We start from the raw sequence: 22294 nt of genomic DNA, 5'->3' as shown, positions 1-22294 counted from the left end.
GATTAGATTTATTGTAGAGAGCTAGACAATGTAAACATTGTCTAGCTTTTTTATTTGGGCACTATTCGAAGGTCAGATTGATTTTCGAAAATCCCAATCCCTGTAAGAGCGGTTTAAAAACGGTGGTTGCATTGGCCTTGGTCTGCTGCAGGATATCCGATTTCTTTACATCATCAGCAACAGCTTTTTCTGCAGCTTTATAAGCTTCATCCACGAGCTCTGCTTCGCGCAAGAAAGCCATTTTCGTATCATAGACTTTGGACGCCTCGTGGTCGATCTTGATATAACAAATTTCAGGAGCCGGCAATTTGATGGAGACCGAATCCCCCAAAACCGTGATATCTTCCGGACTAAGTTTCGTCAGATTCACACAGCCTACAGCATCTGCTTTCACGATGAGTAATACACTTGCATCCGGTAAAAAAGTGTTCACGTTTTTGTGCTCCACAACATCACTGTAGCGGTATTTAACCAATTCCAGTTTTCCCATGGCTTCAATGCGGTCCACCAACAGCTGATGTTTGCTTTCCACTGTCGGTCCGCTGTTATATTTATGATACACAAACCAAGCGCCCACTGCCAAAATGGCTACGATAATTAAAAATTTTAAAAATTTTCCCATAAACTATACTATACAAATTAAAGACCAAGCTGCTCATTTAGGTATTTAACCTGAAAATATTACCTCAATATTATTCTCTAGGTTCACTGAACGGGCATACTTGAAAATTATACCTTTTGATAGACAATTGTTTAGTTAAAAAGTTTAAAAAACATTTGGAACATATGAGCTATAATACTACTTTTGTGACATCAAAATCACGGTAGGTATAGCTCAGTTGGTTAGAGCACTAGATTGTGGTTCTAGGGGTCGTCGGTTCGAGCCCGATTACTTACCCAAAAGGCAGATCATTTGATCTGCCTTTTTTGTTTCTAGTCCCGTCTGTTTGCTCCCGTCTGTTAGCGCCACATAAATCCGCCAATACGGAAAAAGCGGAGCAACTTGTTGATCACGGTTAAAGCAGGTTTCTTAATCTTCCATTTTAATCCATCGAATCCTGTGGGGGCCGCATTGAAATCTTTCACTGTCGCCGCCCCTGTTTTCATATGTATCGGCGCTTCATCCCTTCGATGTTTCTCCACCACCAGGATGCTATCATAGTAGTGTAGAGACTCTACCGAACGCGTAAATCCGTTGACCTTCAATCCGCGTTGCTCGGAATGGTAAGCATTGATGTAATCAATAAAATTTTTACTATACTCAATAAAAGTGCCGTTCCTTTTATGGCCACCACCATAAAATACCTGGTAAGATGTATGTAAATCTTCACAAAGGTATACACCACTGTCTTTCACATGATCAAAAAGCTCCTCAAATGTCACAATCTGTTGTTTCATCGTATGGCCCCCATCATCAATCAATATATCGATAGGCGGAATAGATTCCTTTACCTGACGCAGAAACTTCCGGTCGGACTGCGAACCAATAAAGATCTCGACATTTTCTTCTTCGAGTTCCTTACAGTGCGGATTAATGTCTATACCGTATATTTTTGCACGATCACCGAAATAGTTCTTCCACATCTGCAGACTTCCACCCTGAAAAACCCCAACTTCCAACACCACGATCTCTTTGCCTTTGAAACGACTAAAATGTCTGTCGTATATATCGAAATAATGCATCCATTTATTGATTAGCTTCGCATTATTATTTCGGAAATAAGTTTCTAACTCGTTCATGTCCTTCGGTCTATTTTAAGGGGTTCTGGTTTTTTATGTGTTGAATTTATTGAAATATAACGAAAAAAGCAACGATATATTTTTCTTCCAGTCGAATTTTAAAATTCAATTTTAAAACATTCAAATTATTTTTCTACATTTACATAACTGGTTATATAATTACTTATAAAACGATGAAACTATTTGAAAAAACAGGAAAAATAGCCTTAGGTAGCAGATTGCGCTACATGGCTTCCAACATCACAGAAGAAGCCGCCCGGATACACGAGCTCTATCAGATTGAATTTGCACCCAAATGGTTTCCCGTATTCTTTATTTTATCTGAAGGTGATTCCAAGACAATTACTGATATAGCAACAGAGATTGGCCACTCCCAGCCATCGGTCACTAAAATCGTTAAAGAAATGATCGAGGCGGGCCTACTAGAAGATAACCTTCGCTCTATGGATAAACGGAGAAATATGGTTGGATTGAGTGATAAAGGAAAAATGCTATGGGAAAGAATGAAAATTCAATGTATCGATATCGATCGTGCCATTGATGGGATTATCCAGGAAGCTACGCACAATCTATGGGAAGCGTTAGCGGAATGGGAATTTCTCCTAGAACAAAAATCCTTATTGAAACGGGTGCAAGAGCAAAAGAAGATGCGTGAAAGTAAGGATATCAACATTGTGCCATACAATCCAGCCTACCGCTTGGCATTTAAGTCCTTGAATGAGGAATGGATTTCCACCTATTTTGAATTGGAAGAGGCGGACCATAAAGCACTTGACAACCCTGAGGAGTATATTTTGGCAAAAGGCGGCAAAATTATGGTTGCTCTTTATAATGACAAGCCCGTAGGTGTATGTTCACTTATCAGAATGAATCATCCCGATTTTGACTATGAATTGGCAAAAATGGTGGTTTCCCCAACCGTGCAGGGCAAAAATATAGGCTATCTTTTGGGAAAAGCAATTATTGAAGAAGCAAAGACGCTAGGGGCTTCAAAACTGTTTCTCGAGAGTAACACCATTTTAAAACCTGCGATCAATCTCTATCACAAGTTGGGTTTTCAAAAGATTAATGGCTTTCCAAGTACTTATCAACGATGTAATATCCAGATGGAACTGGATTTAAAAAAATAGCCTTGCGCAGTAGAAACATACACTGGAATGAGTCAACTCAGATAAACGAATGAATGCTTCCTTTTTTGGGGAAGCATTTTTGTTTAACTAATTTTTCAAATAAAAGGTGATACTTTTCGCTAAATTGGTACATGTCTATAAATGATATTGCTATGCAACAATTGATCAATTCAAATCGAACAATAGACCGGCAGGTGCTCTTTATGAACTTGTATAAAAGTACATTTCCTATCGTGGCTAAGTATGTCAGTCGCATGGGCGGTAATTTAGATGAAGCCAAAGATGTATTTCAGGACGCTTTACTGGTGTATTATGAAAAGATACATTTAACAGAAACACCACTAAACAACGCTATTGGTTATTTGGTCGGAACAGCCAAAAACCTATGGCTTAAACGGTATGGTCAATCCAGCCCAAACCTCCCCCTAGAGCAGGTGGATATTGCTTTGACAACCGAAGAGTCTCCTTCTAGCGCAAGGCTGTTTCGCTTTTTGGAGATTGCCGGGCGCAAATGTTTAGAACTTTTGAAAAGCTTCTATTATGATCAAATGTCCCTGCAAGAAATTGCAGATGAATATGGCTATTCGGGCGTAAGGAGCGCCACTGTACAGAAATTCAAATGCCTGGAGAAAGTTAGAGAATCCGTTAAAGAAAAATCACTGGTTTATGATGACTTCATGGAATGAAACCCAGCAGATAGAAGCATATATCTTTGGAATGGCTGAACCAGAAGATGCGTTGCTTTTTGAAGCGCGATTGGTATTAGACGAAGAATTGGCAGACAAGGTTATTGCGCAACAAAAAGCTTATGAAGCTATTCAGCAATTTGGGCGCAAACAATTGAAAATGGAAATTGAAGCGATAACGCAGGCATTATTTACACATCCTGAACATGTCTCTTTTCGAAAAACAATATTAAAGTTATTTCGCAAATCCTAAATTCTTAACATCATGACGATTGACAAAAATGAGTTCCGCAAATTTGCGGTAGGGCACTGTTATGTCCAAAAAGATCTGGTGGATCATTATATTTCCGGTATCGAGCAGTCACGCATGCCGCTGGCCATGACTCCATATATCACCGAAGAACGCGAACTGCGCGTATCACAGATGGACGTATTTTCCAGATTGATGATTGACCGTATTATCTTTATGGGTGCTGCCGTGGAATCCAACATCGCCAATATCGTACAAGCCCAGCTGTTATTTCTTCAATCTGTTGATCCCAAAAAAGATATACAACTGTATATCAACTCTCCAGGCGGTGAAGTTTATGCCGGATTAGGTATTTATGATACGATGCAATTGATCAGTCCTGATGTTGCAACAATCTGCACCGGTATGGCACTCTCTTTTGGCGCGATATTACTCTGTGGCGGCGCCGCCGGCAAGCGTAGCGCCCTGCAGCACGCACGGGTGATGTTGCATCAACCGCTGGGCGGTGTTCAAGGGCAGGCATCGGACATTGAAATTACAGCCAATCAAGTGTTGAAAATCAAGAAGGAGCTGTATGATATTATTGCCAAACATAGTGGACAGACCTATCAACGTGTACATGATGTTAGCGACCGGGATCACTGGATGGTTGCTGCAGAAGCAAAAGAATTTGGAATTATTGACGACGTACTGATCTAACGATGATCAGTAATTTTTTTGCATTTTCAACCGGGCTATTGACAGACTATTGTCAATAGCCCGGTTAATTTTGTCATCAATAAATTTAGCTCATAATGAAATTAACATCCATTCGACTGATTGCAAATAACATCCAGCAATCCGTCACATTCTATGAAGAAATCCTGGGGCTCACCGCACAATGGTTTACACCAGACTTCGCCGAACTTTCCACCAGTTCCATTACCATAGCTATTGGAAGTACCCGTACGATGCAAATGTTTAGCGACAGCCCCGCTATCTTTGGTAACACGGCCCCTATTATTATTGAATTTTTAGTGGAAAATGTAGATCATGAATATATTCGGATCAAAAATAGTGATTCAAAAATCGTTCAGGAGCCGACAACAATGCCTTGGGGCAATCGCTCATTGCTTTTTTGTGATCCTGATGGTAACCTGCTTAACTTTTTCACGCCACTGAGCCCCGAGGCCATCAAGAAATTTGGTTTAGACGCTACTAACTAGTCTGCTCATCGCACAAGATACTAACATCGAAAATATTATCTTGTCTTCATTAATTGACATTTAACAGCTATTCAGCTCATGGCCCTCATTAAAGATATATATACACGGGAATTCTATCAGTTTATTGCTGATCAGTTCCACCGCGTTGATAACAATTTTAACAGAGAACAGTTTATCAAACGTGTTTTTGCAGGCAGTTTTCATGAAATGGAATGGAAACAGCGAACAAAACATAGCACAGCGGTCTTACACGAATTTATGCCGACCTCCTTTCCTGAAGCAGCGGCCTCACTAAGACAAGTTGTGGAACATCTTCTAAAAACGAAGCATCCGGGAGGACTTGAATATGTTATTTTTCCAGACTATATCGAAACTTACGGCATCGAAGATTTTGAAACAGCTGTACAGTCATTTGAAATCGTCACGAGATTTATCAGCTGCGAATTTGCCGTTCGTCCATTTATTATCAACTATGGATCTCGAATGATCGCGGAAATGGAAAGATGGTCCAAAAGTCCACATGCTCAGGTACGACGCCTTGCAAGCGAAGGATCTCGACCCCGACTCCCGTGGGCGATGGCAATTCCATCGTTGAAAAATGATCCTACTCCTATCCTGTCCATCCTACAAAACCTCCATAATGATTCATCCGAGAGCGTCAGAAGAAGTGTAGCCAACAATCTCAACGATATCGCTAAGGATCATCCCCATCTTGTCTTGGATATTGCCCAGCAATGGAAAGGTATCAGTAAAAATACAGATGCTATCATCAAACATGGCTGCCGTACCTTACTCAAACAAGGCCATCCAGCAATTCTAAGCTTTTATGGACTGGATAGTAGCGATTTCGATGTTACCAATCTCAGTATTCATACACCGGCTGTTAAAATAGGTGAACATCTTATTTTTTCCTTTGAAATTGAGAATGGAAGCAGCACCGCTAAATCACTACGTCTGGAGTATGGGTTATATTATCAAAAATCAAATGGCCAGCTATCTCGAAAGGTTTTTAAAATTAGTGAACGAATTTATCAGGGAGCTGAGATAAACCGTATCGAGCGAAAGCAATCTTTTAAATTGATTACCACCCGGAAATTCTATGCAGGGAAGCATAAAATCTCCATTATTGTCAATGGGCGAGAAAGGGTCCAACAGGAATTTGAGCTATTGCACATTTAATGGGACATAAGAAACAAACGAAGGGCTTTCGTGTTCTACTAGAAACAATAGAATATGCGCTGGATGACTTTTTCCAAGGTATATGTGGTAGGTGGTTTATATTAATATGAAGTCTGTTATGAAGAAAATTCTCTTAATCTTTTTTGTCTTACTTATTCTATTTATCATTGGGCTTTTCATTAGAACGCTGACTTATCCGTTTACGCGAGTCAAAAAATCGGAGGTGGTGCCAATGCCGCCAGCGGTCAATGACAGCATTGTTGCCCGATTTGCCGGCGGTATCAAAATAGCCACCATCTCTATCGGCGACTCGATATTATTTAATCATGCTCCTTTTGAAGAACTTAATAATTATATCAGGTACAACTTTCCACTGATCTATCGCTCGCTGGAAACCTATACAATCAATGGTCATGCGCTGGTCTTTCGACTCAAGGGAAGCGACAAGAGCTTGCTTCCGCTACTCTTTCTTTCCCATACGGATGTCGTCCCTCCTGGTTCAGCTGCTATAAAAAACAACGATTCATCACTATTTCAGCCTAGCGACCAGGCGATACCACCTGTAAGCGAAATCGCCGAAGAGTGGGACTATGCACCTTTTTCGGGGGCAGTAGCCAACGGCCGCATTTATGGACGTGGAAGCTTAGACATGAAAGGCATGCTTTTCTCCTTACTTGAAGCGACAGAACAGCTGGTTCGAGAACAGGTACAGCCCAAGCGGGATATCTACCTCGCTTTTGGTTTTGATGAAGAAGTTGGGGGCGTACGTGGCGCAGCCAAAATAGCAGACTACTTCAAAGAAAAGGGCCTTAAATTCGAAGCCGTTTATGACGAGGGTGGACTCATTCTGGAAAAGGGCTCGGTCGAGGGAATCAGCTCGGATGTAGCGTTGATCGGTTGCGCGGAGAAGGGATTTTTATCCCTGAAAATAAAGGTTAAAGGTCTTGGTGGGCACTCTTCGATGCCCCCAACAACGAGTGCAATTGGTCAAGCGGCAGTCATCATGCAGCGCTTAGAAAATCACCAGATGAAAGCACAGATCAACCCCATTATCCAAAACTTCTTTCAACAGGTTGGTGGCAGCATGCCTTTTGCCTCCCGATTTGCGATCGCTAACCGCTGGCTTCTTGAACCTTTACTTCTGGCTCAACTAACGAAAAACCATTCGACTAATGCTCTCGTGCGAACAACTACGGCACTGACAATGATGAAAGGCAGCGATGCCCCCAATGTCCTTTCGCCTGAAGTTGAATTTGTTGTCAATTTTAGACTGCTACCCGAAAACACCCTACAGGAAGTTCGAGATCATGTCGAGCAGGCTACAAGCGGGTTTGATGTTGAGATCGAACAGGTCGACAATGCCCGAGAAGCATCCAAAGTCTCACCAACAGACGCTAAAGCCTACAAAATGATGGAAATTGCTATCCGCAGACTATACCCCGATCTTATTATTACGCCCTACCTGACGGTGGGCGGAACCGACGCCATCAAATATCAGCATCTCAGTGATCATATCTATCGTTTTATGCCCATTAAAATTAATCACGCGGAACAGCAGAGTATGCATAGTACCAATGAATACATCAGCATTGAAAACTACCTGAAGATGATAGACTATTTTTATTACATGATGCGTCACTACGACGATGAAACGATTTAACCATGGACAATCTTCGCAATTACATTCACACATTGGTTTATTTTTCAACAAACACAGATAAGAGATATGAAAACAGACAATAACGCACTCTTGGAATTCGAAAAATTTATGGCTATCCGATTGAAGTCCTCAACAGATTTTGTGGAGGGCCATTTTGACTCTCTTAAAGACATTTCTGTCTCGAATGAGCCGGCAACAATTTTTCCGCCCAATGGAATATACATCTCTGGGGTATCCGAGGTCAATGATTTTAATCAAAAAGGAGCTTCCAATTTCCTTCCGGGTGCAGAGAACAAATTTGAAGTGATCCATCAAGATGCATGTGATTCGCTAGCTTACTGGACGGGTATACAACGTTCGACAGTCAACGTAAAAGGGCGAGATACAGCAGTGATTTTCAATCTCAGAATCACCGAAATCTTCAGAAAAGAGCAAGGCAATTGGAAGCTTATGCATCGACATGCCGATAAACTGGCCGAATAATCGAGATGGCTTAGCAAATCGTCAGATAAAACGGCTGTGTGCAGCAAACCACTAGAGACTATTTAAGCTATTGCGCATTGCAGCATTTACCTAATGATAGTTCATTAAATAAACAATGGCGACTATCTAACGTATCCCTTTTGTTACAAAAGCAATTCACACAAACGATTGCATTGAATAATTTTCGTTTAATTTAATTGTATTTATAAAATTAGAGTCAACAATTAAATTTAACTTATGAGATATCCCAAATTTACACTACTGCTTTGTGCAGTAGTGGCAAGCTTTCTGTCTTGCAAAAAAAGCGAGGTGCAAATCAATTTAGAAGAGAAATTATCGCTCCGTGCTGCATCCCCTGGAGCAAGCGGATACGAAGTCCCCTTAGGTGGTAATGCCTTTGTTACTTCAGCACCTTCCGGTGCAGTTGAAGTCATCAATAGCAATGGCCTGGCAAACTGGACCAATGCCAATAGCGTGATCAGTACCTATGCCAAGGTCCCCCAAGCAGGCGCTTTACGTGTTAAAATAAGGGCTAAAGTGTTACCTTCAGGCGATAGCAGTACGGTGAAGTTAACGATCAACGGTGTAAGCAAACAAATCAAGCTTAAGGGTGGAACCCTTAAGGATTACACTGTTGGTACCTATTCGCTAAATGCGGCGGGTTATATAAAAATGGATCTTCAAGGTGTATCCAAGTCAGGTGGTTACTTTGCCGATGTATCCCACTTGATTTTAGATAGTTCGGCAACGAATGGCACAGTAATTTATAGTGACAATAATGTAGATAATACCTACTATTGGTCGCGACGGGGTCCATCCTGCCATTTGAGTTATACCATTCCAACAAATCAGCAAGTTTCCTATTATTATAGAGAGGTGAAAGTCCCCGCTGGAGAAGATAAAATAGGATCTTACTTTATGGCAAATGGCTTCGGCCAAGGATATTTCGGAATGCAGGTCAATTCAGCGACAGAGCGCAGAATATTATTTTCTGTTTGGAGTCCATATAGCACCGATAACCCATCACAAATACCTGCAGAGGACCGCATTACATTAAATAGAAAAGGTGCAAATACCACGACAGGAGAGTTCGGTGGCGAAGGTTCTGGCGGACAAAGCTACCTCAAGTTTAATTGGACTGCCGCTACTACCTATAAATTTTTATTAAAGGGAGAACCTGATAATAATGGAAGTACTGATTTTACGGCATGGTTTAATGATCCTTCGACCAATACTTGGATACTCATTGCAAGTTGGAAACGTCCCAAAACAAATACTTATTTAACAGGATTTCATAGCTTCCTCGAAAATTTCAACGCCGACAACGGCTTCCTGGGACGTTCTGCCGAATATAGTAATCAATGGGTTCGTACAGTCAGCGGAACTTGGCTGAAAGTCGTGGAAAGTACCTTTACGGTTGATGCAACCTATTCCAATAACCAGCGGATAGACGCCATTGGCGGAATAACCGGGAATAGCTTCTTCCTGAAAAATGGCGGTTTTTTCAATACTGTCGTAAATCCCGGAACGAAATTTACACAAGCAGATACTGGCACAGCACCTTCAATAAATCTAACAACACTGCCGTAATACGCATGTTTACAGTAAATTATTAGTAGTTTATATTCCATTTAAAGGGGCAATACGTTCAAATGAAGTATTGCCCCTTTAAAAACTTTACCTTGTGATATTTAAACAACAATTCGTACCTTTCACTAACACTTTAATAAAATTAGCTATCCCCCGCCTTGGGCAGGTTGTAAACCCAATGCTTTTCCGAATACCGACGATAGATTCCAGCATCAAGAACGATTAACTTGTTTATGAATATACTATCCAAACCCTTATTTATCCTATTGAGCACCTTGTTGCTAATCAATAGCCTTTCATCAAAAGGACAGTATCTTTCACCCATTAAGACTGACCATAAACTTAAAAACCAACTCGATACAATCGTAAACTGTTCCGTTGTTGATTATCTTTCCAACAACAATACATTTAGTGTGTCTATTGGAATTTATACAAAAGGGCACAAAACAACCTACACCTACAGTAAAGAAAAGCTACCAAACGCCGATAACTATTACAACATTGGATCGGTAGCGAAAACGTTTGTCGGCGCTCTACTTGCGCAAGCGGTCCTTGATAAGAAAATCAACCTCGATGATGATATCCGTAAATACTTGCCGGGAGACTATTCCAATTTACAATACAGCGGCCATGGAATCCGCGTTAAGCATCTAGCAAATCATACTTCTGCCCTTCCAAAGACTTTCAGATCGCTTCCTACCAAAGTTGTCGATAGTTTAAGGGGGCTCACTATTCCGGAACAAGTAGACTATCTTGGAAAGTACAGTCGTGACAACCTATTTGACGATCTGAGGAAAGTCAAGCCCGACACCATCCCAGGTACAAAGTTCAGTTACAATAGCACGGCTGTGATGGTACTTATTGCGCTATTGGAAAGTAGCTATAAAGATTCCTATGAACATCTTATCAGCGCATATCTGAAGGGACACCTTGGTATGCACTATACAACGCCCTATTTAGATGAGTCACAAATAAACGACGTCGTACAGGGCCATGATAATAAAGGTCAGCCTGTTCCATTTGCGAATTTGAGAGGGTTTTACTTTGGCCCCACAATGAATTCAACGATCAATGATATGTTGATCTACATTGAAGCCAACCTCAAACTAAACGATAGAGCCCTTGGTCTAACACATCAACTGACTTATGGAAAAGACGATGGATTTGGTATGGGGCTCGGTTGGATGATCAATCGGGATGAACGTGGGGTTCGCTATTTCTATCACGATGGAAATACTAAAATAGGCTACAATACCTTATGTGTGCTGTATCCCACAGATGATTATGGTATCGTTATTATGGTCAACGACACCGTTGATCAACGCAAGGTCAGTGAACTTGAAAATGACATTAGACATCAGTTATTACTGTATAATCGACGACAGGTTCAGCCTTCAAGTTCCTACAGAAAAGAGGGACTAAAATAAAGTTATCATTAAAAAAATATGTATTTATTTTTAATTCAATAAAAAATAAAATTAAAATAAGAGAAGTAATAATAAATTCTCCCAAAATATTATTAATTTTCGGAAACTAACCAATGTGGAAATCGGTGAATGTTTATTTTTTTAACTAAAGAAAGGAGGCAAACAAAACAACGACAATGAGAACCGCTTGAAAAACCAAGCACAATTAAATTAATGATTCATTCACAAATCTTAAAAACTAAATTATGTTAAAATTAACCAGTCGCTGGAACAGGCTTTATACTGTTTTGGCCGTAGTTTCCACATTTTCTATTTTTAGTTGCCAAAAAACTTCATTAACTCTTGAGAGTTCAGAAGCACAACTGAACAAAAAAGCTGCTGTATCCGCGCAAGCAGGAGCGACAATTGCAACATTAAATTGGGATCAAACCTATCAAAAGATTGATGGATTTGGTGCATTCGGAGGCCGGATCGTTCCATTCTTTGAATCCGCAAAAAGAGATAGTATTCTGGATTATTTATGGGGAGGCAGTGGATTGAAACTGAATATCCTTCGTGGTAAGGTACTTCATACCTATCCATTTAATCAACAGACCAAAGTCGTTACCATTAAACCAGCAGGAGTTTCGATTGATGTAGACCCCAATAGTGCGACTTATCAGAATTTGACAGCTGATGAAAAAGAACAGCTTGGACAGGTCTGGATTATCAAGAAAGCTAAAGAGCGCCACGCGGTTCCCTTCGTTATGGCAAGTACTTGGACTCCACCATTGTACATGAAGACGAATACGAGCAGTATTTCTGCGAAATGGTTTAATGGACTTAATTTTAATACTTCTTCCACAGCTTTTGCGCGCTATCTGACTGGATTTGTAAAATCGTTTCAAAATGAAGGAATTACAATCAATGCCATCTCCCCTTCAAATGAGCCTGAAAATGTCTTTTCGGATTGGGATGCGTCTTATTGGGATGCTTCGCATCTTGGACAGTTTATTACCAACAACCTCCGCCCAGAATTAAATAGCGCTGGTCTCCAATCCACCAAGATCATATCTTCGGAAAACGCGGCCTGGGGAACAGCCGATAATTTTCTTTCCGGTATGGACAGAAGCAATGTTGATATCCTTGCGGGACATGGCTATGTCGAGATAAGTGGTATCATTACCGGTCAACGTGGGTTTAATCAGAGTCCCTCCATGTGGAATTTTAGTATTGGTGGTAAACCAATGTGGGTAACAGAAGCGTCCGATGATGGCGGCAATTATGACAGTGGCATTGAAGGCGGCTTGAAACTGGCCGTTAATATGCACAAACTACTGGCGGATTGTAACGCCAATGCCTATGTATTTTGGCTAGGGATGCTGGCATTTCAAAATAATGAGGCGCTTATTTGCACAAAAAGTAATGGTTCTTTGGAGTTTCCAAAAACGTATGATGTGATGGGACATTATTCCAGGTTTGTCAAAGCAGGTTATATGCGCATCAATGTAGCGGTTCAAAATGGAAATGGCTTATTGATTTCGGCGTACAAAGATCCTCAATCGGGTAAGTTTGCCTTAGTTGTCACCAACACAGGTACTGCAGCTGTTCCATTGGATATCAACCTCACAGGTTTTGCAAGCGGTGCGTTGAACAATTACCAAACAACGGCAAGCAGTTCTGGCCATTGGGGTAACGTCGGAGCTGTAACACCAAACAGCTCAGGTGTCTATTCCTTAACAATACCTGCTAAAAGTATAAGCACTTTAGAAGGCAACAAACTTTAATTTGTTCATCATACTGAGGGAGCTGTCCTCCCTCAGTGTATTGTTCAAAACACATATTCTAGTTCTAAATTTTGTGCCATTGCCTGTTTCCCTTTATCTTGAAAACTTAACTTTCCATAGCATCTGAAGATATGCCTTCGAAAGCACAAAAATTTGAACGACTTCTAAAAATAAAAATTTAAAGAACAAAATCCAGCTGGCTTTCGTTCTTTAAAAAATCAATTCTAAATCATTAGGAGATATAATGTTTAAAAAACAAATTGAAGAACGCACCTGTTCTTTCCGAACTAAAATATATTCCAATATCTTTGCTACCTATATTTTGGAAAAACTACTATGAAATTGCGCTACCTTACGATGCTTACTCTTGGGATGTGTACTATCTCTGGATTAAAAGCACAAGAAAAATCAAATCTTATCAAACTAAATCTTTGGCCCCTATCTGTCGGGAATATTGCATTGGAGTATGAAAGATCGCTCAATGAGCACCTATCGATCAATGGAACGATAAGTTATCGTCCAAAAACCAACTTACCCTTTAAATCCCTATGGGAATCTGTTTTTGATGATGATAATAATATTTTGGGTGAAGCTAAATTAGGCGCTTTTTCCGTTACCCCCGAAGTACGTTTCTACCTCGGGAATAAAGAAGTGTCAAAAGGATTCTATATCGCGCCCTTTGTCAAATACGCCAATTACAGTGTACACACAAAGATTACCGTCGATGAATCAAATTATCACCGTGAAGTACCTCTATCAGGCAGTTTAGATGCTTTTACCGGTGGGGTAGCTGTCGGTAACCAATGGAAACTTGGACAAAACATCTATTTAGACTGGCGCATTGTCGGTCCCGGTTATGGCTTCAACAATGGAAAGTTCGAAGGGAAAACTCCATTAAATGCAGACGAACAACGCGAAGTAAGGAGACAACTGGATGAATTTGATAGTAATCTCATGAAAATCAAAAAAGAAGTAAATGCGGATGGCGTAACACTAAGCACTAGCGGACCGTTTGCCGGTATTCGCACCGCATTATCCATAGGCTACCGGTTTTAATTACAAGATCCTAGGTTCCTCGTATTATCTTTTCCAATAAGCGCACAATATTGGTGCGCTTTTATCTATAGCAATCGCTAAGGATCCTTTATGCTGTTTCATTCCAGTTTCGGAAAGAACTAGATCAACTTTTTAGTAAATACTCAAGGATTTCTATCTTTGCACCACAGATAACCAGAATATTTAACTAATTAATAACGATTATTTCGTCGCGAGGTTGGTATCAGACTGGTTTAAACCTAATTTGATTATGTACGCCAATTTTCAAAGTCAGCTAAAGTCTACAACTAAAACCGCCATTATCTTGGTGAGCACTATTAAGGAATAACATCCCTATCGCTAGTTTTTTAAATTAGATTATGCTCACGGGCATACTTAAGCATTTGTCCTATGGTTTGACATTCTGCTTTTGCCATCATCTTCCTGCGATGTGCAACAACTGTATGTGGGGTCAAAAAGGTGTAAAAAGCAAATAAAAGACCGTTTATTATCCTATAAAAAAGCAATGGAGCGAGACCTGAGCTATTGACCTCATCTTGCTCCATTGTTTTCTTTAAATCATGATTTTATGCAGTTATTCTATCCCGGATTCTGGTAGTTTCAACAATCAAATCAACTTAGTCTTCTATCCGCTATTTAGAACGGTCACTGGGAGGTGTTTTCCAGAATTTTAATAAAATGTCCCTAATTTTATTTTTAATATCATTTTCTCCAAATACTCTTGCTACCTTTGTCCTTCAAATTAAATTAACATGCCAAAAGAGACAAGAACAGGGCTTTATCAGGGAATCATCGAAAAAGATGACAACGGGAATTACTTTTGTGGTCCCTTCCTACTGGATTATCAGACCGTAGAAACTTACTATAAATTGGGCGATCGCGTTAGTATCAAAACCATTATCAAAAATACAAGCCGCAAGAGTATGGAAGCTTATCCGCAAAAATCAGTTAAATTTTCCTATGCGTCAGAGGATCATGGAAATGATTAAAACCCATTTAGATTGAACAATATAAATAACAAGGCCAGTTCTACAGAATTGGCCTTGTTATTTTCAACATTGTTTTTGACGTGAGGCGAAAAATAAAGCCTCTGATTTTTGGTAAATCGAGAGGCTTCAACATAATCAAATGGATCGATTACTTTATAAAATAGGTATATTTTTTTCAGCATAAAGAATGTACATTCGATAACTTATCTAAACGATGCATCTAAAATTCATTTTCCATAAAAGCTATTCTAAATTCACATTCTTTTTGAGCGATTCAACCCGTCGTCGCTACCATTTAGCGTAAGTGTCATTACTGATTTATGCTTCAAATATAAAAAACTAGTTTAATAGCTTCCGAGCGGAGATAATTGCTTGTGTCTAATTTTCGTTGAAATAGCGATTCAGTACGATGAAATTAAAGAGCGAAGTAAGGCGATATATCTCGATAATAAAATTATATTTGCAAAAAACAATTAACCTAGCAATGAATAATAAATGTCTTAATTGCAATTGTGTGATAGAAACCAATTTTTGCGGCTATTATGGACAAAAAGCTGCAACGCACAGAACACGATATTAATGCCGTAATCAATACCATTGGATTACGCAATCTAAGTTATATTGGAATTAACATATAAGTATACACGAATCACTAGCCAATAAGGTCTTATGCTACAACAACGATCAAGTTTTTTTCTACAATTTGGTATTCTATTAAATTTAATTACATGTAATTTTTGTTTTGCACAAAAACACAAATACGATAATAGACGAATAGATAGTGCAACATTTGTTGAAACTAGAACAATATTAAGCCAGTTAAGCACGGATCAATATGAGAAAAGGATATTCACCAATGAGTTCGTTACAATACCTTACCGGCTTCTCTTACCAAAAAATTTCAATTCAAAAAGAAAATATCCTGTTGTCATTACATTTCATAATTCATCTAGAATGGGTAGCGACAATGAAAACCAATTAGAGCATTTGGCAAGAACCTGGATTAGAGAAGATATTTATACAACGTTCAACTGTTTCGTTGTTGCCCCACAGTTTGAAAAGCGTTCATCAATCTACGAATTGAATAAGAATGGTATACTTGAAGCAAGACCTTCAAGAGATGCGCGGCAAATTTTAGAATTGATAGAAAATATTGAAGACGAGTTTAAAAATATCGATAAAAATCGAATTTATCTCGTCGGTTATTCTATGGGAGCGTCAACAGCACAAAACCTCATGAGCCTGGCCCCAGAAAAATTCGCAGCAATGATTTCTATCGCCGCTGTACCAGATCTATCTAATATCAACGCACTTGTCCATAAAAACATTTGGCTTATCCATGGTGAAAAAGATATAGAGAACCCTTATATCGGAAGCGAAGTTTTGTACAAAAAGCTGCACGGAAATCGTAAACTCAATTTCACAACTTTTAAAAATTTACAGCATAATAATATTGTCATTCCATTCCTACTAACAGACGAACTCCAAAAATGGTTATTCACTAAGCATAATTAACTTAATTGGACTAGTACCGAGTCTTCAGGGCAATAGGTTGTAATTCCTCATTCGGTATCTGAGGAACATATACGGTCTGTCCTCCCCTTTCGTCGATCAACAAGGCCAATAAACTACTGATGTCGTCGATCGTGTCCAATCCTATAGGGCTGTCTACTATCGCTATATCCCGATCCGAAAGAATCTTTACGGCCTGATGGAAGCTTTCTTGCACCACCAAGATATCCCCGCGGCCATCCTGACAGGCGCGATAGATTTCTTGAAGATCAGTGATCACTAAGCCCTTGCCCACAGCTGTTTCCAATTCTTTAAAGTAGTCCTCATTTTTTCGTACAAGCTCCTGTTTCATAAAATTCCAGGCACGGCTCTCCAACTGATGTGTTTCAATGTTGTTATAATCAATAGGCAGGTATCCATAATAGACCGAGGGGCGATCTGCAACCTGTAAGAGCTTACTATAGTTATCTTCTGTACAGAAAACGAGCGTGACAATCCTCTCCTCACCAATAAATCGTAAAAGGGCTTTATCAACCCGATTAAGATATTCCCTGAGAAGATCATCAAGATGTTTCGCATCACTACTCTTATCCGGAAATGTGTTATGGAATTGATTTTCCGGAATCGGGAACTCTTCGCTACTGATATCCTCAACAATGCGACCGTTGATGGCTCGAAAAAGGTGGACACCGCTTTGCGAAAGGAGCATCACAAGATAACTGGTTTGACGGCCAATCTCCTTCACCAACGGGCGTACTGCAAATGTATTGCTGATATGGACTCCTTCTTGGTTTGTCTCCCAAGAGGACTTGAAAACTTCACTGATGGTATCAGAAACGAAAATATGTAGACTTTCAAGATTATAATTGATATCGAGCTCCTGCTCTATTTTTTCCAATTTTTCAATCAGACCAACAACATCTTTCTGATCATGTTTATCCAACAACCTATCGATCGCTTCCCTTTTAAAGTTTTTGATTTTTATGCGATCATTGAGATTATCAGGATGTGTTCGATGGGTATTAACAGAAATGGTTAAACATAATTCATCCTGAACCCGAATAAGCGTTTGCAGAAGTTGTTTTTCGAACATTACCATAAAGAAATACGTTAAGAAGTAAATACAGTTATATGTAACAACAATTGCAGGAAGCTTCTTGTTTGGATAAAATTGAAGTGAAACAGTTTCCGAGAACTAATCTTCAAAAAACAATACATCCCCTTGACAGTTATGCTAGGTAAAAAAGCATCTACATGAAAAATAATTTTATCGCGGAGCGACAGGTTGGGTCTATCTCCAACACTCCTGTAGATACGATAAAAAGCCATTGAGGATGTTGATTTTGATATTCTGATTGACTTTACCACAGCGTTTATCGCAAAGTAAAATGTCCTCTTTCGAGGAATAAAAGCTAGACAATTTAAGCCTAGCTTTTATTTATAGTCGTCGAAACAGTTAATTTAAGCGGTAAACTTTGAGCTGTTTTTGCAGCTTTTTACGTACCATGTGAATTCTGGTCTTTATAGTGCCTTCTGGCATATTAAAATAGGAAGCGATTTCATGGTATTTATAACCATCTAAAAATAGACGGAAAATTTCATAATTTTCGGGCGTAAGACTGGTCATCGCTTTTTCGATGTCTTCGGCCATAAACTTATTGATCCCTTTATTGAGTTCAGACGTGTTGGTACTTTCTAAGGCAATATAATTATCCTGAATTTCCGTTACGCGCTTGGCTTTTCTATACTTATTAATATACGTATGCTTCATAATCACATATAGCCAGCTCATTAACTTCGGATGCTGCACAAAGTTGTCTATGGACTTCAATGCCCTTATCCAGGTTTCTTGGATCAAATCTTCCTTTTCATCCGGATCAGCTGTAAATTTAGCAGCAAAATGATTAAGCAAACTTCTTTTTTCGTTGATGAGTACATTTAAATTGTAGTTGTTCATAACTTATCCTCTTTCTTTTTTCAACTGATTGTTTAAAATGGTTTTACATGAACAGAGGTAACAAGAAGGATGCTAGGTTTGAAGCTCCCTTTGCGCTCAAAAATAAATAGCAGCATTGAGGGTAGAAATACGTTTTCCTATTTTATAAAGCTAATTAAGCAAAGTTTAATAGCTTTTTGACATTTATTTTAAATAATGATCAAAAAATAAGCAACTAATAAAAAAAGATAATAAGGTATTTATTTACTGCTGAAATGTTAGAAATACGTTTATTCTGCGTTCTAGCAATTTATACTCAGATGAACATTGTATACAGTTGTTGAAAAAACTGAACACACAATTGATCGAAATACAATATCAAAGCAAACTATCACTCTTCGAATGCTGTTCTAATAAAAAAATCAAATTATGGGAAATCTATTGTACATCATCGCCGTTATATTGGTCATCATTTGGGCGATAAGTTTTTTTGGAGGTTATGCTACGGGAAATATCATCCACGTGTTATTGGTCATTGCCATTATTGTCGTTTTGTTACGTGTCATTCGTGGCGCTGCTTAAACCAAACTCAAACGATGAACAAAGCCGAACGTAAAATACGTTCGGCTTTGTTTGTTTTAAAGATTTACAGACTCGCTATTCAATCCATGGCAGAAAGAATAGTCTGATGCTGTCGCTAACTTTATGTTCTTCATCAGTAGCTGAGGTAAGAAAATTACCTTGACATTTTAATTAAGCTTTTCAAAACGTTGAATGAGCGCAAACGTTTCAGTCCTCAGCTTTGTTCAAATTAAAAAGGAACGCCAGGAAGCATTTTTGCCGATCCCATTTTACGCTTTTTACGATATAAACTGAACCACTATGACACAAAACTCAGAAATCATGATTCATGCCGCCCGATTGGGCAATCTCGAAGTCTTACGTGAATTGATCGATCAAAACACCGATGTAAATACACGGGATGGCAAAGGCTATACGCCATTGATCATTGCTTGTTATAACAATAAGCTGGCTGCGGCCCAATTGCTATTGGAAGCTGGTGCCGATGTAAATGCACAGGATAATGGTGGAAACACAGCCCTCATGGGTGTAGCTTTTAAAGGTTATCATGATATTGCCAAATTGTTAATCGGTTATGGCGCGAATTTAAACCTACAACATGGTAACGGTGGGACAGCTCTGATGTTTGCAGCCATGTTTGGCAGAAATGAAGTACTTAAGCTTTTACTTGATAATGGTGCAAATACCAGGCTACTCGATACACGTGGCTTGTCGGTGTTAGATCTTGCAGCGCAGCAGGGGAATGATACCGCCCTCACACTGCTACAGCATTAGTGTTTATTTAAATAGGATGGCACCATAAATATGCCCCAAATAGTACAAAACTTTTTGGGGTATATTTATTTCTACGTTGGCTATCATTTATAAACTAGGCAGGCACTCTGCGCGATTTTTCCCGCTCCCAAAACCGGTGTTGGGCTATTGCTTTAATGAATTTATCCACTAAGGACTTTGGATCCTCATCAACAATAATTCCATCATCAAGTACAGTCTCTGCTGAAAGTTCTTGGTATACCTTGCTAAAAAAATAGGTCGCTTCCAAAACCGGACTTGCCTCGACATCCGCGGCAATTGCTTTACAGTGTTTAAATGCTTCATTTAAAAAATGAACAGCATCGGCATTGGACTGCAGTGTAGCCACGCTATCCTTTCCTCCAGGTATATATATGGCGTCATACAGCACCGATGCTCCCGTTAAAAAGCTCTCTTCAACAGGGATCTTCTTTTTGTCCGTGCCCGTAACCTGCCCGAGCTTAGGTGCGATAACATCGACAATTCCACCTTCAGCACGGATCGCATCTGCCACGGCCTGAAATGATTTCGTATCTACTCCATCGGCAGCAAGCACGGCGATCTTTCGACTCTTGATCGTATCTTTTATCGTATTTTGCATACTTAAAGCCGCCGATTTTTTTAATTGCTCCTTGACTTGAATAGGCTCATAATCGGAAGGATCAGCATCTGCTGGGAGGCTTTTATTAATCGGCTTTTCAAGTTCTTCTTGCACCTGCAATCCCAGGGCAAACGCAACTTCAGCTGCCAACCCCTGATCGACCAACGATAGTATACCGATCATGCGCTGCCTTACCGAAACGGCCTTCACTTTACCCAGCTCAAAACTGAACGCATCGACAAGATGATTTTTTTCCGGCTCAGACTGGCTATTATAAAACAGCCTTGCTTGACTAAAATGGTCGCGGAAGCTATCGCTCCTAGCTCGCACTTTTCTGGCATCAATACGTTCTTGATAGCTTTTAAAACCACCATCTGCCTCGCCAACCTGCGCAGGATCATTATTCCCCAATGAATTTGGTCCATAGCTCGTTTTACCTCGATCAATCCTTTGTCGCATAAATCCGTCACGCTGGTTGTTGTGCGAAGGACAGATGGGCCTATTAATCGGAATTTCATGAAAATTAGGTCCGCCTAAACGAATAAGTTGGGTATCTGTGTAAGAGAACAATCGGCCTTGCAACAACGGATCGTTTGTAAAATCAATTCCTGGCACAATATTGCCAATATGAAAGGCAACCTGTTCCGTTTCGGCAAAGAAATTATCTGGATTGCGATTTAAGGTCATTTTTCCAATAGGCTGAACAGGCACCAACTCTTCAGGAACAATTTTCGTTGGATCTAGTAGGTCGAAATCATACTTAAATTCGTCTGATTCGGGAATGACCTGTACGCCAAGTTCCCATTCCGGAAAGGCACCGCTTTCAATGGCGTCCCAGAGATCCCTTCGATGAAAATCTGGGTCTTTACCGGATATATTTTGGGCTTCATCCCATGCGACTGAATGCACACCAAGCAGTGGTTTCCAATGAAACTTAACAAAGTGCGATTCACCATTGGCATTGATCAACCGAAAAGTATGAACACCAAACCCCTCCATCATGCGGTAACTACGCGGTATTGCTCGATCACTCATCAGCCACATAATCATGTGCGTCGACTCGGGCATTAAAGAAATGAAGTCCCAAAATGTATCATGGGCAGAAGCCGCTTGTGGAATTTCATTGTCGGGTTCGGGCTTGACAGCGTGAACAAGATCGGGGAACTTCATTGCATCCTGAATAAAGAATACAGGCATATTATTACCCACCAGATCGAAATTACCTTCTTGTGTATAAAATTTGACGGCAAAACCACGAACGTCGCGGGCAAGATCCGTCGACCCCCTCGAACCAGCAACCGTAGAGAAACGCACAAACACTGGGGTTTCAGTTTCGATATCATTAAGAAAACCCGCTTTTGTCCATTCAGCTAAGGGCTTGTATAGTTTGAATACGCCATGCGCGCCCGAACCTCTTGCGTGTACAACACGTTCGGGAATGCGCTCGTGGTCAAAATGTGTGATCTTCTCTCGGAGAATAAAATCTTCCAAAAGCGTAGCGCCCCGGTCTCCAGCACGCAGCGAATTTTGGTCATCATTGATCTTGACTCCCTGATCAGTGGTCATTTGCTGTCCTGTGGCGTCCGCCGTATGTGGTCTTAGGGCGTTGACCTTTTTATTTTCCACTGGATCAACTTGTTCAGTCTTCAATTCTTTTTTTTTCATTATAATCGATTTTTGGGTTTAAACATCGTTTGTTGTATAAACTTT

The 22294-nt window shown here is 39.9% G+C and carries 22 protein-coding genes and 1 tRNA gene; 17 read left to right on the top strand and 6 right to left on the bottom strand.

Going from position 1 to position 22294, the window contains the following annotated elements:
* Window positions 1-61: 61 nt before the first annotated feature.
* Complete coding sequence (locus AAW12_RS25065) at window positions 62-622, bottom strand: DUF4230 domain-containing protein (protein WP_046676305.1); 561 nt, start codon at window positions 620-622, stop codon at window positions 62-64.
* Between the two features lie 202 nt (window positions 623-824).
* Here AAW12_RS25065 and AAW12_RS25060 point away from each other — a divergent pair.
* Window positions 825-898, top strand: a tRNA-His gene (locus AAW12_RS25060).
* 62 nt (window positions 899-960) lie between these two features.
* Here AAW12_RS25060 and AAW12_RS25055 read toward each other — a convergent pair.
* Window positions 961-1740, bottom strand: a complete 780-nt coding sequence (locus tag AAW12_RS25055) for a class I SAM-dependent methyltransferase (RefSeq protein ID WP_084823323.1) — start codon at window positions 1738-1740, stop codon at window positions 961-963.
* A 173-nt stretch (window positions 1741-1913) separates the two neighbouring features.
* Here AAW12_RS25055 and AAW12_RS25050 point away from each other — a divergent pair, with 173 nt between their 5' ends.
* The 12 genes from AAW12_RS25050 to AAW12_RS24995 all read left to right on the top strand — a co-directional run bounded on the left by AAW12_RS25050 (window position 1914) and on the right by AAW12_RS24995 (window position 14172).
* Complete coding sequence (locus AAW12_RS25050; RefSeq protein ID WP_046676304.1) at window positions 1914-2870, top strand: helix-turn-helix domain-containing GNAT family N-acetyltransferase; 957 nt, start codon at window positions 1914-1916, stop codon at window positions 2868-2870.
* Window positions 2871-3001: 131 nt separating this feature from the next.
* On the top strand, window positions 3002-3556 hold the full coding sequence (locus AAW12_RS25045; RefSeq protein WP_231585353.1) for an RNA polymerase sigma factor: 555 nt from the start codon (window positions 3002-3004) through the stop codon (window positions 3554-3556).
* Window positions 3537-3809, top strand: coding sequence for a hypothetical protein (locus AAW12_RS25040; RefSeq protein ID WP_046676303.1), 273 nt, complete (start codon window positions 3537-3539; stop codon window positions 3807-3809). The genes AAW12_RS25045 and AAW12_RS25040 overlap by 20 nt, the downstream gene beginning before the upstream one ends.
* A gap of 12 nt (window positions 3810-3821) precedes the next feature.
* Entirely contained in the window at window positions 3822-4505 is a 684-nt protein-coding gene (locus AAW12_RS25035; protein WP_046676302.1) for an ATP-dependent Clp protease proteolytic subunit, read from the top strand.
* Between the two features lie 95 nt (window positions 4506-4600).
* Window positions 4601-5011, top strand: coding sequence for a VOC family protein (locus AAW12_RS25030; protein ID WP_046676301.1), 411 nt, complete (start codon window positions 4601-4603; stop codon window positions 5009-5011).
* A 78-nt stretch (window positions 5012-5089) separates the two neighbouring features.
* Complete coding sequence (locus AAW12_RS25025) at window positions 5090-6190, top strand: DNA alkylation repair protein (RefSeq protein ID WP_046676300.1); 1101 nt, start codon at window positions 5090-5092, stop codon at window positions 6188-6190.
* A gap of 118 nt (window positions 6191-6308) precedes the next feature.
* Window positions 6309-7850 (top strand): M20/M25/M40 family metallo-hydrolase, encoded by a 1542-nt coding sequence (locus tag AAW12_RS25020; RefSeq protein WP_046676486.1) that lies wholly within the window; start codon window positions 6309-6311, stop codon window positions 7848-7850.
* Between the two features lie 66 nt (window positions 7851-7916).
* Window positions 7917-8333 (top strand): nuclear transport factor 2 family protein, encoded by a 417-nt coding sequence (locus tag AAW12_RS26420; RefSeq protein ID WP_046676299.1) that lies wholly within the window; start codon window positions 7917-7919, stop codon window positions 8331-8333.
* 237 nt (window positions 8334-8570) lie between these two features.
* Window positions 8571-9923, top strand: a complete 1353-nt coding sequence (locus AAW12_RS25010) for a DUF3472 domain-containing protein (RefSeq protein WP_046676298.1) — start codon at window positions 8571-8573, stop codon at window positions 9921-9923.
* A gap of 233 nt (window positions 9924-10156) precedes the next feature.
* The gene (locus AAW12_RS25950; RefSeq protein WP_053004008.1) at window positions 10157-11350 is read left to right on the top strand and encodes a serine hydrolase domain-containing protein; all 1194 of its coding nucleotides are present in this window, start codon (window positions 10157-10159) and stop codon (window positions 11348-11350) included.
* 245 nt (window positions 11351-11595) lie between these two features.
* Window positions 11596-13116 carry a glycoside hydrolase gene (locus AAW12_RS25000; RefSeq protein ID WP_053004006.1) on the top strand — a complete coding sequence of 507 codons (1521 nt, stop codon included), beginning with the start codon at window positions 11596-11598 and terminating at the stop codon, window positions 13114-13116.
* A gap of 336 nt (window positions 13117-13452) precedes the next feature.
* Window positions 13453-14172 carry a DUF3575 domain-containing protein gene (locus AAW12_RS24995; RefSeq protein WP_053004005.1) on the top strand — a complete coding sequence of 240 codons (720 nt, stop codon included), beginning with the start codon at window positions 13453-13455 and terminating at the stop codon, window positions 14170-14172.
* A gap of 347 nt (window positions 14173-14519) precedes the next feature.
* Here AAW12_RS24995 and AAW12_RS26560 read toward each other — a convergent pair whose 3' ends face one another.
* Window positions 14520-14717: a hypothetical protein gene (locus AAW12_RS26560; RefSeq protein ID WP_046676297.1), complete on the bottom strand. Its 198-nt coding sequence runs from the start codon at window positions 14715-14717 to the stop codon at window positions 14520-14522.
* A 207-nt stretch (window positions 14718-14924) separates the two neighbouring features.
* On the opposite strand from AAW12_RS26560, the gene AAW12_RS24985 reads away from it, so the two are divergent.
* Window positions 14925-15161, top strand: a complete 237-nt coding sequence (locus AAW12_RS24985; protein ID WP_046676296.1) for a hypothetical protein — start codon at window positions 14925-14927, stop codon at window positions 15159-15161.
* A gap of 669 nt (window positions 15162-15830) precedes the next feature.
* Complete coding sequence (locus tag AAW12_RS24975; RefSeq protein ID WP_053004004.1) at window positions 15831-16676, top strand: alpha/beta hydrolase-fold protein; 846 nt, start codon at window positions 15831-15833, stop codon at window positions 16674-16676.
* A 10-nt stretch (window positions 16677-16686) separates the two neighbouring features.
* On the opposite strand, the gene AAW12_RS24970 is transcribed toward AAW12_RS24975, so the two are convergent.
* Both AAW12_RS24970 and AAW12_RS24965 read right to left on the bottom strand, forming a co-directional pair.
* Entirely contained in the window at window positions 16687-17772 is a 1086-nt protein-coding gene (locus tag AAW12_RS24970; RefSeq protein ID WP_156167773.1) for a hypothetical protein, read from the bottom strand.
* A gap of 357 nt (window positions 17773-18129) precedes the next feature.
* Window positions 18130-18630 (bottom strand): RNA polymerase sigma factor, encoded by a 501-nt coding sequence (locus tag AAW12_RS24965; protein ID WP_046676293.1) that lies wholly within the window; start codon window positions 18628-18630, stop codon window positions 18130-18132.
* A gap of 408 nt (window positions 18631-19038) precedes the next feature.
* On the opposite strand from AAW12_RS24965, the gene AAW12_RS26415 reads away from it, so the two are divergent.
* Together AAW12_RS26415 and AAW12_RS24960 are read left to right on the top strand one after the other, a co-directional pair.
* Window positions 19039-19191 carry a lmo0937 family membrane protein gene (locus AAW12_RS26415; RefSeq protein ID WP_115048587.1) on the top strand — a complete coding sequence of 51 codons (153 nt, stop codon included), beginning with the start codon at window positions 19039-19041 and terminating at the stop codon, window positions 19189-19191.
* A 300-nt stretch (window positions 19192-19491) separates the two neighbouring features.
* Window positions 19492-19965, top strand: a complete 474-nt coding sequence (locus tag AAW12_RS24960; RefSeq protein WP_046676292.1) for an ankyrin repeat domain-containing protein — start codon at window positions 19492-19494, stop codon at window positions 19963-19965.
* Window positions 19966-20059: 94 nt separating this feature from the next.
* Here AAW12_RS24960 and AAW12_RS24955 read toward each other — a convergent pair whose 3' ends face one another.
* Window positions 20060-22249: a catalase gene (locus AAW12_RS24955; protein ID WP_046676291.1), complete on the bottom strand. Its 2190-nt coding sequence runs from the start codon at window positions 22247-22249 to the stop codon at window positions 20060-20062.
* Between the last annotated feature and the right edge of the window lie 45 nt (window positions 22250-22294).

Source organism: Sphingobacterium sp. Ag1, assembly GCF_000988325.1.
Classification (GTDB): domain Bacteria; phylum Bacteroidota; class Bacteroidia; order Sphingobacteriales; family Sphingobacteriaceae; genus Sphingobacterium.
This window is presented reverse-complemented; position numbering and strand designations above follow the sequence as displayed.

Coding starts and splice junctions, on each gene's coding strand:
- AAW12_RS25025 (WP_046676300.1), top strand. CDS start 5,090: ATGGCCCTCATTAAAGATATATATACACGGGAATTCTATCAGTTTATT.
- AAW12_RS25050 (WP_046676304.1), top strand. CDS start 1,914: ATGAAACTATTTGAAAAAACAGGAAAAATAGCCTTAGGTAGCAGATTG.
- AAW12_RS25035 (WP_046676302.1), top strand. CDS start 3,822: ATGACGATTGACAAAAATGAGTTCCGCAAATTTGCGGTAGGGCACTGT.
- AAW12_RS25055 (WP_084823323.1), bottom strand. CDS start 1,740: ATGAACGAGTTAGAAACTTATTTCCGAAATAATAATGCGAAGCTAATC.
- AAW12_RS25065 (WP_046676305.1), bottom strand. CDS start 622: ATGGGAAAATTTTTAAAATTTTTAATTATCGTAGCCATTTTGGCAGTG.
- AAW12_RS25045 (WP_231585353.1), top strand. CDS start 3,002: ATGTCTATAAATGATATTGCTATGCAACAATTGATCAATTCAAATCGA.
- AAW12_RS25020 (WP_046676486.1), top strand. CDS start 6,309: ATGAAGAAAATTCTCTTAATCTTTTTTGTCTTACTTATTCTATTTATC.
- AAW12_RS24975 (WP_053004004.1), top strand. CDS start 15,831: ATGCTACAACAACGATCAAGTTTTTTTCTACAATTTGGTATTCTATTA.
- AAW12_RS25000 (WP_053004006.1), top strand. CDS start 11,596: ATGTTAAAATTAACCAGTCGCTGGAACAGGCTTTATACTGTTTTGGCC.
- AAW12_RS24995 (WP_053004005.1), top strand. CDS start 13,453: ATGAAATTGCGCTACCTTACGATGCTTACTCTTGGGATGTGTACTATC.
- AAW12_RS24965 (WP_046676293.1), bottom strand. CDS start 18,630: ATGAACAACTACAATTTAAATGTACTCATCAACGAAAAAAGAAGTTTG.
- AAW12_RS25010 (WP_046676298.1), top strand. CDS start 8,571: ATGAGATATCCCAAATTTACACTACTGCTTTGTGCAGTAGTGGCAAGC.
- AAW12_RS24985 (WP_046676296.1), top strand. CDS start 14,925: ATGCCAAAAGAGACAAGAACAGGGCTTTATCAGGGAATCATCGAAAAA.
- AAW12_RS25040 (WP_046676303.1), top strand. CDS start 3,537: ATGATGACTTCATGGAATGAAACCCAGCAGATAGAAGCATATATCTTT.
- AAW12_RS24955 (WP_046676291.1), bottom strand. CDS start 22,249: ATGAAAAAAAAAGAATTGAAGACTGAACAAGTTGATCCAGTGGAAAAT.
- AAW12_RS24970 (WP_156167773.1), bottom strand. CDS start 17,772: ATGGTAATGTTCGAAAAACAACTTCTGCAAACGCTTATTCGGGTTCAG.
- AAW12_RS26560 (WP_046676297.1), bottom strand. CDS start 14,717: ATGGAGCAAGATGAGGTCAATAGCTCAGGTCTCGCTCCATTGCTTTTT.
- AAW12_RS26420 (WP_046676299.1), top strand. CDS start 7,917: ATGAAAACAGACAATAACGCACTCTTGGAATTCGAAAAATTTATGGCT.
- AAW12_RS25950 (WP_053004008.1), top strand. CDS start 10,157: ATGAATATACTATCCAAACCCTTATTTATCCTATTGAGCACCTTGTTG.
- AAW12_RS25030 (WP_046676301.1), top strand. CDS start 4,601: ATGAAATTAACATCCATTCGACTGATTGCAAATAACATCCAGCAATCC.
- AAW12_RS24960 (WP_046676292.1), top strand. CDS start 19,492: ATGACACAAAACTCAGAAATCATGATTCATGCCGCCCGATTGGGCAAT.
- AAW12_RS26415 (WP_115048587.1), top strand. CDS start 19,039: ATGGGAAATCTATTGTACATCATCGCCGTTATATTGGTCATCATTTGG.